Raw genomic sequence first — 16,851 nt, 5'->3', positions numbered from 1 at the left:
GCGCCTGGAAAAGCGTCAAATACCTCGGCCGGTACCTGAAGCGCCCACCGGTGTCGGCGGCGAAGCTCCGGCACTACAGCGGCGGCGCGGTGGTGCACCACTATTACGACCACCGTACGCACCAGTATTGCCTGCATATTTCCGTTTCCATCAAAACATCTCCGTTCGCCGTTAAAGAGCCTTACTACGGCAACGTGGCCACGGAAAAACTGCTTACACCCACTCAGGACACCAGGGACATCATTGCTGCGCCACAACGGCTCTGGAGCGTATCTGGAAGGATGGGCACCGGTATGCCAAAGCCGGAGTTATGCTGAATGATTTCACCGGGTCTGGCGTTTCGCAGCTGCAGCTGTTCGACGAACGCCCGCCACGGCCTCACAGTGCTGAGCTGATGATGGTTCTGGACGGGATCAACAACTCAGGGCTGGGTAAAGTATGGTTTGCCGGTAGAGGAATTGCCCCGGAATGGCAGATGAAACGAGAGATGCTTTCATCGGCATATACCACCCGCAGGAAGGAGCTGCCAGTTGACCGTTTCTGACCGGCGAAATGACAGACGGAACTTGCCGCCAGATCATACTTTACCGATCATGCAGATGACTTGTCTCAAGGGGGAACCATGACAAATATCATTCTGTGCGATGTAACTGCCAGCGTCAGCGAACTTAAAAACGATCCGGTGGCCAGCGCCGGTGCCGGCTGCGGCTACCCGGTCGCTATTATTGACAGCAACCGGCCTGTTTTTTTATTGTGTGCCCGCGGTTCTGTATGAAAAAATGCTCGATCTGCTGGACGAAAAAGACCTGGCGCAATTGATAACAGAACGTCAAAACCAGTATATTTTGTGATCGGACAACGCGACAAACGACATCACAGTGGAGACACTGCTGACGAGATGATCCCAGGGTCGTAAAAACGGCCGGAACTGGTTACCGGCCGAACGAAGGACCGGCCTACGCGCAGCGGCGGCAACTGGCTTTAAAAATGCTGGCGGAAATTTAAAATTAAGCCGCATACCCTGCGAAATTTTGCAGATTTCACTCAACATGCATGCTTCGTTCATTTCCCAACAGGGCTTTCACCATTGCCTGTAATAGCAGTCCTGCTGCGTGATTACTCCGCTCAACGGGTCACCGGTGCCATGCCAATACCTGTTCGTGAAAGGCATTGATGGAACTGCGGTCCCAAACTAATAATGTAACGACGATGCAGGTGGGACCGTGGTCCCAGGCTGAAAACCTAAACGACGATGCAGGTGGGACCGTGGTCCCAGGCTGAAACCTAAACGACGATGCAGGTGGGACCGTGGTCCCAGGCTGAAAACCTAAACGACGATGCAGGTGGGACCGTGGTCCCAGGCTGGAAGCCTAATCGACGATGCAGGTGGGACCGTGGTCCCAGGCTGGAAGCCTAATCGACGATGCAGGTGGGACCGTGGTCCCAGGCTGAAACCTAATCGATAATACAGGTGGGACCGTGGTCCCAGAGAGAGTATTCAGGCCAGTTATTTTTTCTGGCCTGTGAGAAAGGAAATGAAGTAAAGGGAGATAACCGTAGACTAAAGCGTGTCCGCATCAGACTCCTAGTTTCTCAAGCTCCTTAAGAATGGCTTCTATTTTTTCTATACACTCCGCAGGAATGCGGGACCTATCCAGGTTAAGCACCATTTTATCGCCCTTGTACAATGCTGTTGCCCCTGGAGCAAACTGATGACGTGAGCTCAGATTAACTCTTGATGCGGAAGATTGTTTCAGTACGGATGTTAAAAGACTAATGACCTCTTCAGCTTCGAAGATTAGTCCCGCTTTCTTCTGATCGTGGAGAGTCTCAGCCTGCTGCTTCAGTAATTCTTCTTTATCTGCAAAAGCCTTCTGAAGGGCTTCACCTGACCGGGCAGACAGTTCTCCAGGATGTGTAAACAGGGCAACAACGGATTTAGGCAGTTTGGCCGTATTGATACAGCGGGTAATGATCTTACGAGAGATGTTTTCCGCATCGGCAAGTGCAGAAATATTTCCAGCAAACTCATTCTGCAGCCGGCTTGTATAACGCAGACCACGTTCATAAGCACTCGTCGGCCGATAATCGTTACCCAGTCGGGACAATGCTGCCATCTGCTCATCGTCCAGTTCACCAACCAGAATGCGATAATCACTTTCCGTCAGGATTGCGGCTTTACGGCGACGGCTGCCGTCTGCAATTTCAATGACATCGGAAACCCGGCGGCCGAAAGCTGGAGTCTGCTGACCAGTCAGTAAAAATGAAGGAATGAGATCATCCAGAGCATCTTCGGTAAGTAGTTCCTGATCGCGCTCATTGCCTGACCATACGCGTGAAGCGCTCTCAACAGAGTCTCCCCGGAGCACTTCAAGGGTAAATTTTACTTCCCGTCCACATACCGGAAGAGAGATGGCATTACCGCGGGCCATAGCACCCACGCGCGCAATTAATGAATCCACCATCGGCGCAGCCGGCGCCGGTGATGAGGTATCTTCAGTCGATTGAGTATGTGTAGTATGTCTTGGAATGACAGGGGCACGCTTCATTATCTAATCTCCCAGCGTGGTTTAATCAGACGATCAAAAATCTCATTGCAAACAGGCTCCCAGATAGAGAGGGCATTACGCCAGGCACCTGTTGACGAACGTTGATCAATAGCCTGTTCAAAAACGGTTCTCATACGGATCTGACCTTTACCGACTTCATCCGTTTCGCGCACAACATTTTTAAGGACCATGCTTCCCCAGGCATCCCGAATTTGTTCTTCCATCCACGGGGACTGCGAGCCGTTATTATTACTGTATTTGGTAAGCAGAATACGGACATCTGGCTCGAAGCCTTTAAGATCCACGTTCTTAAGCAGGTCACGAAGCATATCGAAAAACTGCAGTGCGGAGGTGTAGTCGAACAGCTCTGCCGGAGTAGGGACAATCAATATATCAGCAGCGCATACAACATTTATCGTACCGATACCAAGGTTGGGTGCACTGTCGATAACAATCACGTCATAATCATGAGCGACCGTTTCAATGGCCAGACGGAGCATCAGGTGCGGGTCAGCAGGTAATTTGCCTTCGTCAAATTTCCCCATCAGCTCAGTTTCAATGCGGTGCAGTGCCAGACAGGACGGGATGATATCAAGGCCAGGCCAGCAGGTGGGCTTTATAGCGTAGCTGGCATCATCCTTTTCCCCAAGATAAAAGGGCAGGAGAGTGTCCTCAGCATGAATATGAAGATCGGGCACCCATCCGTGATACATAGAAGCCGTTCCCTGTGGGTCATTGCCTTCAACGAGAAGAACACGGAGTCCTTTCAGGGCTAGGTCCTGAGCCAGGTGAACAGAAACGGAGGTTTTGTAAACCCCCCCTTTATGAGCGGCAACCCCGATCACCGGAGGGAAAGCATCTTCTGCACGCCGCAGTCGGGTACCGAACACATCCCGCATATGATTGATTTGTTCGATGGTATAACCAACACGTTGTTCAACTCTGCCACGGGTTTCCATATCAGGGTGAGGTAACCGGCCGGCTTTCTCTGCATCCCTGATTGCCTGAGAAGAAACGCCAACCAGATCCGCCGCTTCACCAATTCTCCAGCGGCGGGTGATCTTCCTTGCTTCCGGACTGTCGTCATTAAACTGCGCAATGGCAATAGCCTTCGTCATCTCATGTCCAGCAGTAATGCACTGGTTAAGTGTATCCATCAGTCCCATTCTGAGCATCCTTTAATCATCGCTTTGCATCATTTTATTACATCTTGGAATTATTTGCAAAGCAACAATAAAATCGCAAAGTCATCTGAAAATTGCAAAGCTGACTGTAATGAAAGCAGTAAACCGGAGAAGAGAGGCTAAATCACATACCGCAGTCAATATTTCTCACTGCCGCTCGCCGCAGTAAGCGATCTCACGCAGTGAGAACGCGGCGAGGAAGTGGAAAAGCACAGAGACTGCACAAAGCACGAACGCTACGATGCCGGATACTTCTCCGGATTAGTCTATCTTCATGAAGTTGACTGTGATATGTGAAAAATTGACTATGGTATGAAACTAAAAGCCGAGGGCTGGTCAACAACAAAAGAAGATTCTACATATCGCAGTCAATATTTAATGTTAAATCAGGGAGAGTTACTCATGCGGCATTCAGATTACCCTTGCAGAACCCTGAATGTGGTGGGGTAGATCTGGCTGGGGATTAACGTTATTTATTGCTTCGATCCAGTAATTGATCCCAAAGAGATCATATTTAGATCCTAAAGAGATCCCCGGATCGCTGCAGCAGGCGCTGTAACTGGCCTGAACGTCATACTGGATCGACTGCGGAATGTAAAAAGTTGACTGCTGTATGCGAAATTTAATACTGTGATATGCAACGGTATTTACTGAGGTATGTATATCCGTTGACTGCGATACGTATAACAATATTCTTTTGTGGATAACCGTTGAGGATCAAGATGACGAGCGAAAATAACAGCTTACCTCTCAATCTTCAGGAAGTGGACAAGACAACCGGCGAAGTTGTTAAGCTGGATGTCAACAGTACCAGTACTGTGCAGCCGGTAGCGCTCATGAGGCTCGGTCTCTTCGTTCCAACCCTGAAATCAACCTCCAGGAGTAAGGCAAACCGTAAAAACGTCACAGATGCCACTGAGGAGCTCGTACAGCTGTCCATTGCCAAAAGCGAAGGGTACACCGACGTTAAGATCACCGGTTCGCGTCTTGATATGGACACGGATTTTAAAGTCTGGCTCGGGATCATTCGCTCGATGTCTGAGTATGGGGTAAAAAGTGACACCCTGGAACTGTCGTTCGTTGAATTCGTTAAGATGTGTGGATTTGACTCACGGCGCTCAAACAAGAAAATGCGGGATCGCATCAGCAATTCCCTGTTTAAACTCGCCTCGGTTACCCTGAAGTTCCAGAGCGAGACCAAAGGATGGACCACCCATCTGGTGCAGTCAGCCTATTATGACATCAACGAGGATATCGTGGAGATCAAGGCTGAACCCAAGCTCTTTGAGCTTTACCATATGGACAGGCGGGTCCTGCTTCGGCTGAAAGCCATTGACGCCCTGCAGCGGAAGGAATCTGCCCAGGCGCTGTATACCTACATCGAGAGCCTTCCCCAGAATCCCGCACCTATCTCCATGAAACGTATGCGGGACCGGCTGAATCTTACCTCAAATGTCTATACGCAGAACCACACGGTCCGAAAGGCTATGGAGCAACTTCGGGATATCGGCTATCTGGATTACACCGAGTTTAAACGTGGCCGGGCGACTTACTTTAGCGTTCATTATCGCAATCCCAAACTCATCAGCGGGACGGTGAAGGTACCGCGCAAGGAGGAAGAAGAGAAGGCGCCGGAGCAGAATTATGACGAAGTCATCAAGGCACTGAAGGCTGCAGGCATCGATCCGCAGAAACTTGCTGAAGCGCTATCGGCGATGAAGCCGGAAAATTGACTGCGATATGCATTACCATGACTGCCGTATGCATACGCAATTAGTTATTGACTGTGAGGTGCATCACGCATACTACAGTCAATATTCGCTCTCCTTCCTGCAGGTAAAGATCGGACAATATTGACTGCGGTATGTCATTTATGGCCAGAATATGCTGATATTGACTGCAGCATGCAAGTTTGACGAGGGTGTTAGCCGACCAATTGAGAGCTCTCCACGTGACTGCACCCCACAGTCAATATTTCAGTAAATCCCCGGTGCGCACTGAATGAAACCACTCAGCAGAGCGTTGATTCCGGCATTGCCATGCAAGAGCTGCTAAAACCAGTCCTCCGAAGTTCGTTAATCCTGTCGTACCCTCAGCCAGCTTCGCACTGATATCTGCAATCATGAAGAGGAAACCTGATGGCTGTCAGAAATGGCCCGGGACGCAGTCACCGACGATATACTGAATAACGACCTGGCTTACCCGGTTGGAAAGGCCCTCAGGTATATCCCCTGTAACCTGCTGATATCCGGATCGCAGTAAGTTTTATTGTCTGCGGTATGAAGATGTCAGCTGGTCACCAGAGGACCGGGGCTCCTTAATACGAATGATGTCATGGTGCAATGAGAAGGTGAGGGGACACGGGATGCGGTATGAATATTTCTCTCCAGACCCGGACGGAATGATGCCCGGGTCATACTGGATAAGCGTAACGCTTCTGCGGCCGGCACGGTGAGAGACTCAGAAGCGACTGACTCTGCCTCGTCTGGAATGCGTTTGTCTTTATCTCCTTCACTAAGTGGCAAAGCCCCGGCCGCCTGCCCGACAATCTCAGCCGGCCGGTGGCAGGGAGCGAAGGATCTCCGCGGCATCTCGACCGTCACCGGTAAAAGGAACGGCCAGGGTGGCAGCCATGTCCAGCGCAAATACCCGGGTATAGACTTCCATCGAGCGCGGATCCTTATGCCCGGCCAGCGCCTGGATGACCTTCCTGGGCTGCCGGTGATAAAGCATGTGCATGATATAGCTGTGCCGGAAGGTATGCGGCGTCACGGCGATCGAAAAATGCACGCCGTCAGCTTCAGCCCGCTTCACCGCCTGTTTCAGCCAGTTGCGCATTGTCTCATCCGTGACCGGCCATAACGGCTCCCGCCGGCGGGGGCGGGTGGTGACCATCCAGCTTTCCATCTGACGCACAAAACTGCCATCCGTCAGCGGCACCAGGCGCACTTCATCTTTTGGCGGCCGCCCGCGGCGCGCCCACACTTTCTCCGAAAGCACCCTAACAAAAGGGCGCAGACCATCCAGGTCGAAGGATTCCGGGGTGAGCGTCCGGACTTCACCGATACGGATCCCGGTATTCCACATGGTGGCGAACAACATGTGGTGACGCTGGTCCGGCATATACCAGAGGAGGGCGTTCACTTCCGGCGCCAGGAGGTAAGCCGGCGCGGCACCTGTTGAGGTGGCCATCCGCCGGAGTGCCACCGCGGTCGCAAAATCAAAGCCCGGGGCGATCGGCAGCAGGGAGACGCGATCTGGTGAATTCTGCAGGGGAATGATGCTGTTCATGAGTTATTTTTCAATGAGGAAAATGAAGCTATTACTGACTGGCTGCTGCGTATCACTGACAGTCAATGCAACTGGGGATTTGGCCTGTGCTTTTTGTACCTGCGTAACGTAAAAGGCTTCCGGTTCAATCATAAAAGGGTGTACCGGATTTACTGCGAACTGTCGCTGAACATGCGAATCAAGCCGAAAAAACGTCTAAAACGGGATAAGCCCGAACCGCTGGCGGTGCCTGAAAACAGCAATGAATGCTGGTCAATGGACTTCATGCATGATCAGCTATCGGATGGCCGTTCAGTCAGGTTGCTAAACATTATTGATGACTTTAATCGTGAGGCGCTGGCCATTGAGGTGGATTTTTCTCTCCCGGCAAATCGTGTGGTGAGGACACTGGAACAACTCATTGAATGGAAAGGTAAACCGGCAGCAATACGATGCGATAATGGGCCGGAATATACCGGCAAGCTATTGATGTCATGGGCAGCTCAGCAGAATATCACTCTGCGTTTTATTCAACCCGGCAAACCTTAGCAGAATGCCTATATTGAGCGATACAACCGGACAGTGCGTTATGACTGGCTAGGGCAGCACCTGTTTACATCACTGGATGAATTGCAGGACTATGCCACGCAGTGGCAATGGTTTTATAATCATGAACGTCCGAATATGGCACTGAATGGCTTCACGCTGATGCAGCATATTCAACGCATGACCTGATTCTACTTATAGCCTCCGTTAAAAATGGGGGGATTACCGATAAGCGCCTGGTTGTGTCGTTTCCCCTGGCTCATTTTGCGTGTGTAGTAAGCCCTGGATATTGGATCCCTGAGCGCAGCGAAGGCCGACAGGAACAGAGCCCGCTTGAGGGTTTTATTGCCCCGTCTTGACGGGTGTTCGCCACGTATCGACGAACCGGAGCGCCGGGTTACCGGCGCAAGGCCAGCATAAGCAGCGAGATGTGCGGCGGAGGCGAAGGCGCGACAGGCGACCTCTGTGAGGAGTCTGGCTGCGGTCCTGACACCGACTCCGGGCATGCTGGTCAGGACCGGGTAAAGAGGGTAGGCGAGTACCCTTTGCTCTACCTCAAGGGCCACCTCGTCTCTTTGCTTACGCAGTGTGATGAGCTGGAGTGCCAGGCGTGGGAGGACGGTGACAGCAGCATTCGTGCCAGGAACGACGACGGTTTGCTCGGTCAGTGCCTGGCTGATGTCAGCAGCAAGGCTCTTTCCCAGACGGGGCGCGAGTTTGTTGAGTTGGGTTGCCAGTTTTTTCTCTCCCAGCGAAGCGAGTTTTTCGGGCGAGGGATATCGCTGGAGCAGATCGAGTACGGCCGGGTGATCCAGTCTCGGTCCGAGAACGCGCTCCAGAGCCGGATGTATCTGGGTCAACAGACCACGGATACGGTTGCTGGCCTGCGTGGTCTGCGCGGCAAGATCATCATCGAAGCCGCAGAGCATGGAGAGCTCGGCGATGTGCTCGTCAGCCCCCTTCAGCGTGCGTAGCGCGTGAGGCAGAGTTCGGGCAGCTTCGGCGATGATGGCTGCGTCGCGGGCATCGGTTTTGGCTTCACCGGCGTGTAAGTCGGCGATACGGCGCATTGCCAGTCCAGGAAGGTATCCGACAAGGACGCCTTCAGAGCGGGCAACGGCGACAGGTAACGCACCGATGGGGGCAGGCTGGTCAACGACCAGCAGTATCTGACCATGTTGTTTCAGATCAGATATCAGTGCTCTGAGTTTGATTTCGTCGTTGGGTAATGCTTTATCGAACAATCGTTTACCTGAACGATTAACGGCAACGGCGTGATGGGTATCTTTACCGACATCCACGCCAATAAAGACCTGGACTGATTCGTAATCACTGGATTCGGTCATTCTGTCTCCCTGTTTAAACGGCTTAACCAGATAACCTCGGGGAGCAGGTACCGGCATCCACGTTACAGACGGCCCCGGCAAAAATGCCTGGCCTGACCCCTATTAGCGGTTACCAGCGCCCCACCAGACCCGGTGACATCACCCCCCGGATCATGGACGACTGGGGGCAGTAATCATGCCGGGTCTGGCTGGCTAACACCCCTAGTATAAGGGGTACGAATAAAGTAACGTGCTTCCTCAAGATTGATACAGCTCTCGCCGTTCAGCTCCCGGACCGTTCTCGTTTCGCTGCGGAGTCGCCCCCCATGCGCTTTCGCGCATAACCTCATTGCGGCAAGGCGAGCCCAACTAAGCATCCCGAAATGAAAAAGCTATCGCCATCACGGCCCCGGAAAACACCAAGATTAAACCGCTCAAAAAGACAAAGGTAAGATGACTACCGAGGAAAAAGACCGATGAAATAACGCCGATCACCGGGACGCCCAACGTGAAATTTGACATTGTGAAACTGGATACTTTTCGACCACATGCCGTCGAGATCACGAAGCAAACTGAGGTTGCAATTGGTCCGATAAAAAAAATTAATGCGCAAAGAAGCGGACTCCAGTGGATCTCGCGAGGCCATCCTTCATATTTCACGGCAAGTAACAGCATCGGTATTGTCGCAAATAACATTTGCCAGGGCGCCAACGCCAGCGGAGACAGATGCCATTGATGCTTTTTAACGTGAAAAATCACTACAGACCAGCAGAGCGCCGCCAGCAGCAGGAACAGATTGCCCTTTACCATCCCTTGCTGAGACCAGTCAATCTCCAGCGGAGAGCAGATGATGGCAATGCCGACAATCCCGATGCACAAAGCGACCAACTGCTTTTTTTGGGGCAAAGATTTATTTATTAACCAAGCGAAGAGGACTCCCCACAAGGGCGTTGTATAGGCCAGTAATGCAGCCCGACTAACGTCGGTATATTGCATTGCGACCAGACCCAGCGCGGTAAAGGCGAGCATCTGAAGGCCGCCGACGCTTATAACTATTGGTAAATCTTTCCTCGACGGGATGGCCAATTGCTTTTTACACCCGACGATGATAAACAGACAGAGTCCGGCGGTGAAGAATCGCAGAGTCCCTAGCCACAGTGGCGGTATATCATGGAGCGCGATTTTCATCGCTGGCCAACTTAATCCCCATAATACAACCATCAGCGTCAGCATCAGCCATAGGCCATATCCCCGATACCGCTTTTTGCGCGTTGCTATCGGCGGTATATCTTTATTCATTATCCCACTCATGATGTCGACTCTATTTTTAATGTGCGCAAGGCAGCAAACGCTTGTCCTAGGTCATCGATCAAATCCATTCCATTTTCAATGCCGACCGAAAGTCGGACTAGATCGTCCGGACAGGATGACTCCTTTCCTTCGGTATCTTTTCGGTATTCAATCAGACTTTCTGTCGAGCCCAGCGAGGTTGAGTTTCTGAATACCCGTGTAAGTTTAGGTAATCTTCTTGCGGCCGCGGCGCCGTCTTTCATTCGAAACGACAGCATCGCACCATAGAGATTATTCATCTGCACTCTGGCCAGTTCGCTGCTGTCATCGGCGGTTATTCCGGGATAGAAGACTTCGATAACCGCACTTTGCTTTAGCATCCAGTTTGCCAGTTGTTGCGCATTCGCACTGGCTTTACCGTACCGTAACGCCAGGGTCCGCATCCCACGAACCAGCAGCCATGCCTCCATAGGCTGAAGAATCAGTCCGGCGCTGGTTCTGAAATTTAATATCTGCTGCCACCAACGATCGTTTTCTTTGCACACCAGAAAGCCGGCAGTCAGGTCTCCGTGGCCGTTCAAATATTTTGTCGCGGAATGCAGGACCATATCTGCGCCGAGCGCCAAAGGCTGTACCGCAAGCGGGGTTGAGACCGTAGAGTCGACGATTAATCGCGATGCGTAGCGTCGGGCAAGGTGGGCGACTCTGGCAATATCGACAATCTTCCATAATGGATTAGTGGCGGTTTCCGCCCAAACAAACTCGATATCTCTGCCGGCTAATGCCGTTTCCAAGGCGTCATAATCCGATAGATCAATAAAAATGATGGTAATTTGCTGTTGGTGACAAAAATCGCTCATGATTTTGAAAAATTCATAGTAGCAATCTTTTTCGACGATAATGGTATCATGTGGCTTAAGGGTTAATAAAAGTGCCCACGCAGCTGAAACACCGGAGTTAAATGCCGCAGCAGAAGCTCCCCCTTCCATTTTTGTTAAAATATCCTCCGCCAGTTGAGTGGTCGGATTACCGCTGCGAATATAATTTATCGCAGCATCATTCATTATCGTTCGTGATGAAACCCCGGTATGGATTGAAGGAACTAATCCTCCGGTGATGCTATCCGTATAGTGATCTAAACCCGCCAGTAACGTATCGAAATTATTCATTCAGGCATCCATAATATATAAATTGGTTTGTTTTATTATCGCAATCTTAAGCTGGGATACATATCCTAAATAATTCGAGTTACCTCGAGGCAGCAATCGCATGAATCTCCAGAAACATAGATAACGATGTGGTTGAGTTAAATAATCTCAGCTAACAAAGATACAGCTTGAAGTAAGATGGTATAACCAGTTGAGAATTATCCAGTAGTTCTATAGCCTGTCAGTTGGTCTGATGCTGAGAGAATCTCTTAAAATGAGAAATAATTAAACAGAAAAAATAAGACACTAAGACATCGAAAAATTAATACATAGGCTGAGAGGCTATGTTACAACAACAGAATTGATTCCGTGTCTACACATGATCCTGGCCGATCTGGAGCCCGAGAAAGTACGAGGAAATGAGATGCAAAACGTAAGAAAACTCCCCCCGCTAAACTGGCTACGTTCTTTCGAATCAGCGGCAAGACTCATGAGCTTTACCCATGCCGCGGAAGAGCTCCATATGACACAAGGTGCGGTCAGTCAGCATATCAGAAGCTTAGAGGCGCACCTTAAATCAGAGTTGTTCATTCGGCTGGCGCGCCGTATTGAACTGACGGAAGAAGGTCTCGCGTACCTGACCATTGTGCAGGCATCCATTCAACATTTAGAAGTTGCCACGAATGAGATTTTTGGCGAGGGGCATCGCAAAAAAATCAAGGTCAAAGGTAGCATCGCGTTTTTCACATACTGGCTTAATGCCCGGCGTCTGAGTATGTTCCATAAAGAACATCCGGATATCAATATCCAGTTCAATACTGATATCTGGATGCGGGAGGAGGGTATCAGTGGCGATATAGAAATCCGCTGGGGGAAGGGCCAGTGGCAGGGTGTCAATTTCGTGCGTCTGACCCATGATAAACTCTTTCCAGTTTGCGCACCGAAACTGCTTAACTCATTAGATCTAAAAAATACTTCTGATCTCGAACGGCATAATCTGATTCACGTTATGGGCTATGAACAAGGGTGGGGAGAATGGTTGAAATATGTCGATTGCCGTACAGTTAATGCCTCCAGAGGCATGCAGTTCGACACCTATGCCTGCGTTCTTAATCTTGTGGAGTCGGGATTTGGCGTAGCGCTGGGCCGTTCTTCATTGGTTGAAGAACAACTGAAATCAGGCTCTCTGGTCGCCCCTTTCGAACAGCAATTACCAGGGACGGAGGATTTTTATCTGATTTATCCGACCACCGGTTTCAGCAATCCTTATGCCAGACGTTTTGCCGAGTGGCTTGTCAAGCATTCGTCAGGAGGTACCTTAATGTAATAAGCATTCCATGTGATGCAAAAGCACGTTCATTCTGATTGCTGATGCTTACATCTTATACACTGCAACCCCGCCTGATGCATAAGGGGACCTTAACTATACCGGCGTGAAATATAAAATAACCAAAAAAACATATAGTTATATGTTATTCAGCCGGTAAGTTCGTTCAACCTCAAGGAGTGGAATATTGTGACTGGCATTAAAAAAATACACCCTCAGCCCCGTTATTAATCACTTTGCGAATAACGATATTCATTAGATTCTCGGGTTATCGAAGGCGCGGATATAGCTGAGGAAACTGTTTTAATTTTCTAAAATTAAATGCATATAAGAAATGGATTTTCGTGCCAGCCCGAATGGGTGAACTATACCTCATGGTGTAAATATCATATATTTATAACTAAATATCTTTCTCGGCAACCGCCTCGTGTTGAGCTCATGATGAGGGTAACGATAAATGCAGTTAATGATTTAACAATGTTAATACGTTCCTTAAATATAAAATGGCAACACTCTAATTGCTTAAGCAAACTATTTTTCGAGGTGTCCTGATGGAAGTTGCAACAATAAGCAAGTCGCATAGTGATAATTCGTTTAAAAAAGAAATGAAAACTCGTCATATTGTCATGCTGGCCCTGGGGGGCGTGATTGGAACCGGCCTGTTTCTGACATCCGGATATACGGTTAATCAAGCGGGGCCATTAGGGGCTTTACTGGTTTATGCGTTGGGCGCTGTCATGGTGTATCTGGTGATGATGTCATTAGGGGAACTTGCCGTACATATGCCGGAAACCGGGTCATTTAGTAGCTATGCCGCAAAATTTATCGGCCCGGCAACGGGATATACTGTTGGTTGGTTGTATTGGCTAACATGGACGGTGGCGATTGGTTCCGAGTTTACCGCCGCCGGTATTCTCATGACGCGCTGGTTTCCCGAGTCTCCGGTATGGATCTGGAGTCTGCTCTTCGCAGCGTCGGTGCTGATCTGCAATATTGTTTCGGTGCGACTGTTTGCGGAAACGGAGTTTTGGCTGTCGCTGGTTAAAGTTATTGCGGTGATGGTTTTCATCGGCGTAGGCGGGTTGGTTATTGTTGGCGTGTTTCATCACGACAGTTCAATGCAGTACGGCCTGTCGAATTTTACTCGTGAGGGCCTGTTCCCGACGAGCCCCGCATCGATCTTATCGGCATTGTTAGCCGTTGCATTTGCGTTTTCGGGGACGGAACTTATCGGAATTACGGCGGGCGAGGCAGAGCATCCGGAAAAGTCGATACCTAAAGCGATCAAAACCACGATCTACCGGCTGGTACTATTCTTTATCGGCACGATTTTTGTTCTGGCGGCGTTGCTGCCGCGAGAGAAAGCTGGGTTGGTCGAAAGCCCCTTTGTGATGGTGTTTGAACTAACGGGGTTTTCCTATTCGGCGGATGTGATGAACTTTGTTATCCTCACTGCGTTGTTGTCAGCGGCCAACTCTGGACTATATGCTGCCTCGCGTATGCTGTGGACCCTTTCCGATCAGGGGCATATTTCTGCTTCATTCTCGCGTTTAACCGCTAGAGGCGCGCCCGTATTTGCCATTATTTTTAGCATGCTGGGCGCCGGCGCATCTCTTTTGAGCAGCGTGCTCTCTCCCGATACGGTGTATTTAGCACTTGTCTCAATCTCGGGACTAGCGGTGGTACTGGTCTGGATAAGTATTTCAGCCAGCCACCTCGCTTTTCGTAAGAAATTTATCGCTAATGGCGGCAGCGTAGATGATCTCAAATATAAGGTGAAAGCCTTTCCCGTTGTTCCGATTGTCTCCATCGTACTGTGCGTGTGTGCGTGCATCGGTATTGCATTTGATCCTTCCCAACGAGTTGCATTGTATTTTGGCGTTCCGTTCGTCGCCTGCTGCTACTGTGTTTTCTGGGTTAAAAATAAAACATCGGGATATCAACAACAAAACCAGAGCCTGTAAAGCGATGGGGCTCCTGTTTGCGGTCCAGCGAAGAAAGCCTGGGAAGGCTGGGGCAACAAGGAATTACCTGATGCCTTACTATAAGGGGTCTGAAGCCCAACCGTACGAAGATGTACTATAGGGGCTTCCCCGGCATGTCACTCGGTGTTTATGGTTTCTGTCTGCACTACAGTTAAAAATAAAGGGGAGAGACTGCGGTACTATAAACGGCCATGATGAATCGTCATCGATTCGGGCCCTGATGAAAGACGCTCGTGAGGTTCTTGTTCATGGTCAGGAAACTGGAAAAGTGTTTTAAAAATTTCCTGACCATGAACATCGGTGGAGGATGCGCGGTAATGTCGCTATGTCGGGGATGTTATGGTAATAAAATGCTGTTTTCGGCGCAATTTTAATCCGAATCCCGTTTTTCAGACGCACTTACCCCGCAGCCTGTGCCAGAAGCCATCGCTTTCTGTCGATTCAGTGCAGCCTTTCGGCCACTAATTCCGTGGCATGTCTGCCGGCCTGCGCGCCGGTAAAGCGCAGCCGGTTGCCGCACAGGATGCATTTGGACGGGTCTTTGCGCAGGAACGCCTTCATCAGCGCGGCGAAGCCCGGCTACTCCGGTATTTTCCGCGCCTCCGTCTGGAGGGCTTCGTACACCTTGGGCAGCAGCTCTCCCCGTTTACGGTTGGACAAAAAGCCGTAGTAACGCACCATCTTAAAATGCTTCGCCGGTACGTGGCTGATATAGCGCCCGAGCATCTCTTCCTGGATCAGCGACTGCTGGCAGTACTGCTGAGTGCGGTGGTCGTAGTGATGGTGTATCACTGCATCGCCGCTATAGTGCCTGAGCTTCGCCGCCGACACCGGCGGTCGCTTCAGGTACCGGCCCAGGTATTTGACGCTTGGCCAGGCACCCCGGGTCTTTTTCGCGAAGTGCACCTTCCAGCGGTGCCTGTACTGTGCCTGCAGATAGCGCGCCATTGTTTCTGGTCACTGAACTAACCCCACGCCCTTAGACAAATTCTGTTCTCACGATGGGGCCTGTTCGAAGGCCTCCGGACTGACGCCGTCGAGGTGACTGTGGCGCCGGGCCCGGTTGCAGAACACTTCAATGTAATCGAAGATATCCGCCCGGGCCAGATCCCGGGTTTTGTATATTCTCTTCCTGATGCGTTCTTTTTTCACTTAACAGAAGAACGATTCGGCCAGCCTTTTCCAGAGCCTGGCGAAACGCCCGGATGCGAAACGTGGTTTCCTGTCTCATTTTTTCACCTTCCCGTCCTGGCGGGCCAGGGCCAGCAGTTCGGCCTGAAGCTGACGGCCGTCCTCCCGGGATTCCTTCAGCTCCGCTTTCGTGTCCTGCAGCTGCGCCGCCAGGTGTTCGCCGGTGGCGGTCAGGCGGGCCACCTGCTCACGCAGCGGCAGCGCCTCCGCGCGCAGCTCGCGCACCTCCTGCAGCAGGCGGTCACGTTCGGCCACCACCTCCCGCAGCACCGCCAGCTCGCTTTCCAGGGTGGCCACGTTCGCCAGCGCCTCATCCCGCTCCCGATCGGCCTGCGCGATATCCGCGTCAGCCTGCTCGCGCGCCGCCAGGGCCCCGGCTTCAGCCTGGTTCACGGCCGCCTGCCACAGCAGCCCCAGCTGACCGGTCAGCAGCTGCGCCAGCTCCGGCGGCAGGGGCGTGGTCTGTTCAGCGGCCTGCTCGCGCTGGCGGGCGCGGAACGCGCGCATCACCGGGGAGATATGGGACAGAGAGCCACCGCCGAGGTGATGACGGACCTGCTCGTTGGTCGGGTTCAGGTTGCCGGCGGCGATCAGGGCAGCAGCGGCGTCTTCAATGCGGCGGACGGTGTCCGGGGAGAGGGTGGTCATGGTCTGGCTCCGGTTTCTCAGGGAATGGCACCATCGTACACCCGGTGTAAAAAACATACAATATACAAAATACATATCATACATACAATACACTTGATACATATTATACATACATACAGAACCTACAACAGTCTCTCCCCTTTCACGGTCAGATCCGAAAAAAGCAAGCTCCGGATCATGGCGATTTCCTGCGCATTTTTTGGGGGGATTTGAAATAAATGTGCTATAATATATATAGTTAATGGTTGTTGACCGACGGGAGCTACCGTCCTCCCGTGCGAAAACGGCACCGATTAGCGCTTTCGCTTGATGAAAGAGAGGAGATATCCAGAGGGCTGGTAGCAAAACTCAGTATCAGGGACATTGCCGCCAAATTATCAAGAGCGCC

The 16,851-nt window shown here is 51.1% G+C and carries 10 protein-coding genes and 6 pseudogenes; 7 read left to right on the top strand and 9 right to left on the bottom strand.

Going from position 1 to position 16,851, the window contains the following annotated elements; all coding sequences use genetic code 11:
* Together CW267_RS27015 and CW267_RS27010 are read left to right on the top strand one after the other, a co-directional pair.
* Window positions 1–544, top strand: a pseudogene (locus tag CW267_RS27015) (DUF4113 domain-containing protein); the annotation flags it as partial.
* Between the two features lie 78 nt (window positions 545–622).
* Window positions 623–851, top strand: a pseudogene (locus tag CW267_RS27010) (type II toxin-antitoxin system Phd/YefM family antitoxin).
* 726 nt (window positions 852–1,577) lie between these two features.
* On the opposite strand, the gene CW267_RS26995 reads toward CW267_RS27010, so the two are convergent.
* Together CW267_RS26995 and sopA are read right to left on the bottom strand one after the other, a co-directional pair.
* Window positions 1,578–2,549 carry a ParB/RepB/Spo0J family plasmid partition protein gene (locus CW267_RS26995; RefSeq protein WP_100781709.1) on the bottom strand — a complete coding sequence of 324 codons (972 nt, stop codon included), beginning with the start codon at window positions 2,547–2,549 and terminating at the stop codon, window positions 1,578–1,580.
* Window positions 2,549–3,715 carry a plasmid-partitioning protein SopA gene (sopA, locus tag CW267_RS26990; protein ID WP_100781710.1) on the bottom strand — a complete coding sequence of 389 codons (1,167 nt, stop codon included), beginning with the start codon at window positions 3,713–3,715 and terminating at the stop codon, window positions 2,549–2,551. The genes CW267_RS26995 and sopA overlap by 1 nt, the downstream gene beginning before the upstream one ends.
* Window positions 3,716–4,455: 740 nt before the next feature.
* On the opposite strand from sopA, the gene CW267_RS26975 reads away from it, so the two are divergent.
* On the top strand, window positions 4,456–5,466 hold the full coding sequence (locus tag CW267_RS26975) for a RepB family plasmid replication initiator protein (protein ID WP_017900946.1): 1,011 nt from the start codon (window positions 4,456–4,458) through the stop codon (window positions 5,464–5,466).
* 817 nt (window positions 5,467–6,283) lie between these two features.
* Here CW267_RS26975 and CW267_RS26970 read toward each other — a convergent pair.
* Window positions 6,284–7,024, bottom strand: coding sequence for a tyrosine-type recombinase/integrase (locus tag CW267_RS26970; RefSeq protein WP_100781712.1), 741 nt, complete (start codon window positions 7,022–7,024; stop codon window positions 6,284–6,286).
* Between the two features lie 12 nt (window positions 7,025–7,036).
* Here CW267_RS26970 and CW267_RS26965 point away from each other — a divergent pair.
* Window positions 7,037–7,738 (top strand): annotated as a pseudogene (locus tag CW267_RS26965) (IS3 family transposase); the annotation flags it as partial.
* 38 nt (window positions 7,739–7,776) lie between these two features.
* On the opposite strand, the pseudogene CW267_RS26960 reads toward CW267_RS26965, so the two are convergent.
* The 3 genes and pseudogenes from CW267_RS26960 to CW267_RS26950 all read right to left on the bottom strand — a co-directional run.
* Window positions 7,777–8,895, bottom strand: a pseudogene (locus CW267_RS26960) (IS110 family transposase); the annotation flags it as partial.
* A 348-nt stretch (window positions 8,896–9,243) separates the two neighbouring features.
* Window positions 9,244–10,173 carry a DMT family transporter gene (locus tag CW267_RS26955; protein ID WP_164875718.1) on the bottom strand — a complete coding sequence of 310 codons (930 nt, stop codon included), beginning with the start codon at window positions 10,171–10,173 and terminating at the stop codon, window positions 9,244–9,246.
* A gap of 8 nt (window positions 10,174–10,181) precedes the next feature.
* Window positions 10,182–11,333, bottom strand: coding sequence for a trans-sulfuration enzyme family protein (locus tag CW267_RS26950; protein WP_100781715.1), 1,152 nt, complete (start codon window positions 11,331–11,333; stop codon window positions 10,182–10,184).
* A 403-nt stretch (window positions 11,334–11,736) separates the two neighbouring features.
* On the opposite strand from CW267_RS26950, the gene CW267_RS26945 reads away from it, so the two are divergent.
* Together CW267_RS26945 and CW267_RS26940 are read left to right on the top strand one after the other, a co-directional pair.
* Entirely contained in the window at window positions 11,737–12,639 is a 903-nt protein-coding gene (locus CW267_RS26945) for a LysR substrate-binding domain-containing protein (RefSeq protein ID WP_100781716.1), read from the top strand.
* Between the two features lie 551 nt (window positions 12,640–13,190).
* A complete protein-coding gene (locus CW267_RS26940) occupies window positions 13,191–14,603 on the top strand; it encodes an amino acid permease (RefSeq protein ID WP_100781717.1) in 1,413 nt (470 codons plus the stop codon).
* Window positions 14,604–15,203: 600 nt separating this feature from the next.
* On the opposite strand, the gene CW267_RS26935 is transcribed toward CW267_RS26940, so the two are convergent.
* The 3 genes and pseudogenes from CW267_RS26935 to CW267_RS26925 all read right to left on the bottom strand — a co-directional run bounded on the left by CW267_RS26935 (window position 15,204) and on the right by CW267_RS26925 (window position 16,463).
* Window positions 15,204–15,530 carry a transposase gene (locus CW267_RS26935; protein WP_240615455.1) on the bottom strand — a complete coding sequence of 109 codons (327 nt, stop codon included), beginning with the start codon at window positions 15,528–15,530 and terminating at the stop codon, window positions 15,204–15,206.
* Window positions 15,531–15,620: 90 nt separating this feature from the next.
* Window positions 15,621–15,800 (bottom strand): annotated as a pseudogene (locus CW267_RS26930) (IS3 family transposase); the annotation flags it as partial.
* Between the two features lie 51 nt (window positions 15,801–15,851).
* Window positions 15,852–16,463, bottom strand: a complete 612-nt coding sequence (locus CW267_RS26925; RefSeq protein WP_319826678.1) for a DNA-binding protein — start codon at window positions 16,461–16,463, stop codon at window positions 15,852–15,854.
* A gap of 257 nt (window positions 16,464–16,720) precedes the next feature.
* Between CW267_RS26925 and CW267_RS26920 the strand changes: the two are divergent.
* Window positions 16,721–16,851, top strand: a pseudogene (locus CW267_RS26920) (helix-turn-helix domain-containing protein); the annotation flags it as partial.

The organism is Klebsiella sp. X1-16S-Nf21, from assembly GCF_002837615.1.
Taxonomy (GTDB): domain Bacteria; phylum Pseudomonadota; class Gammaproteobacteria; order Enterobacterales; family Enterobacteriaceae; genus Klebsiella; species Klebsiella variicola.
Note: the sequence above shows the minus strand (reverse complement) of the source record. Positions and strands in the feature narration are given on the sequence as shown.

What these genes read in the sequence shown, in the direction of transcription:
- CW267_RS26995 (WP_100781709.1), bottom strand. Translation starts at nt 2,549, where the DNA reads ATGAAGCGTGCCCCTGTCATTCCAAGACATACTACACATACTCAATCG.
- sopA (WP_100781710.1), bottom strand. Translation starts at nt 3,715, where the DNA reads ATGGGACTGATGGATACACTTAACCAGTGCATTACTGCTGGACATGAG.
- CW267_RS26975 (WP_017900946.1), top strand. Translation starts at nt 4,456, where the DNA reads ATGACGAGCGAAAATAACAGCTTACCTCTCAATCTTCAGGAAGTGGAC.
- CW267_RS26970 (WP_100781712.1), bottom strand. Translation starts at nt 7,024, where the DNA reads ATGAACAGCATCATTCCCCTGCAGAATTCACCAGATCGCGTCTCCCTG.
- CW267_RS26955 (WP_164875718.1), bottom strand. Translation starts at nt 10,173, where the DNA reads ATGAATAAAGATATACCGCCGATAGCAACGCGCAAAAAGCGGTATCGG.
- CW267_RS26950 (WP_100781715.1), bottom strand. Translation starts at nt 11,333, where the DNA reads ATGAATAATTTCGATACGTTACTGGCGGGTTTAGATCACTATACGGAT.
- CW267_RS26945 (WP_100781716.1), top strand. Translation starts at nt 11,737, where the DNA reads ATGCAAAACGTAAGAAAACTCCCCCCGCTAAACTGGCTACGTTCTTTC.
- CW267_RS26940 (WP_100781717.1), top strand. Translation starts at nt 13,191, where the DNA reads ATGGAAGTTGCAACAATAAGCAAGTCGCATAGTGATAATTCGTTTAAA.
- CW267_RS26925 (WP_319826678.1), bottom strand. Translation starts at nt 16,463, where the DNA reads ATGACCACCCTCTCCCCGGACACCGTCCGCCGCATTGAAGACGCCGCT.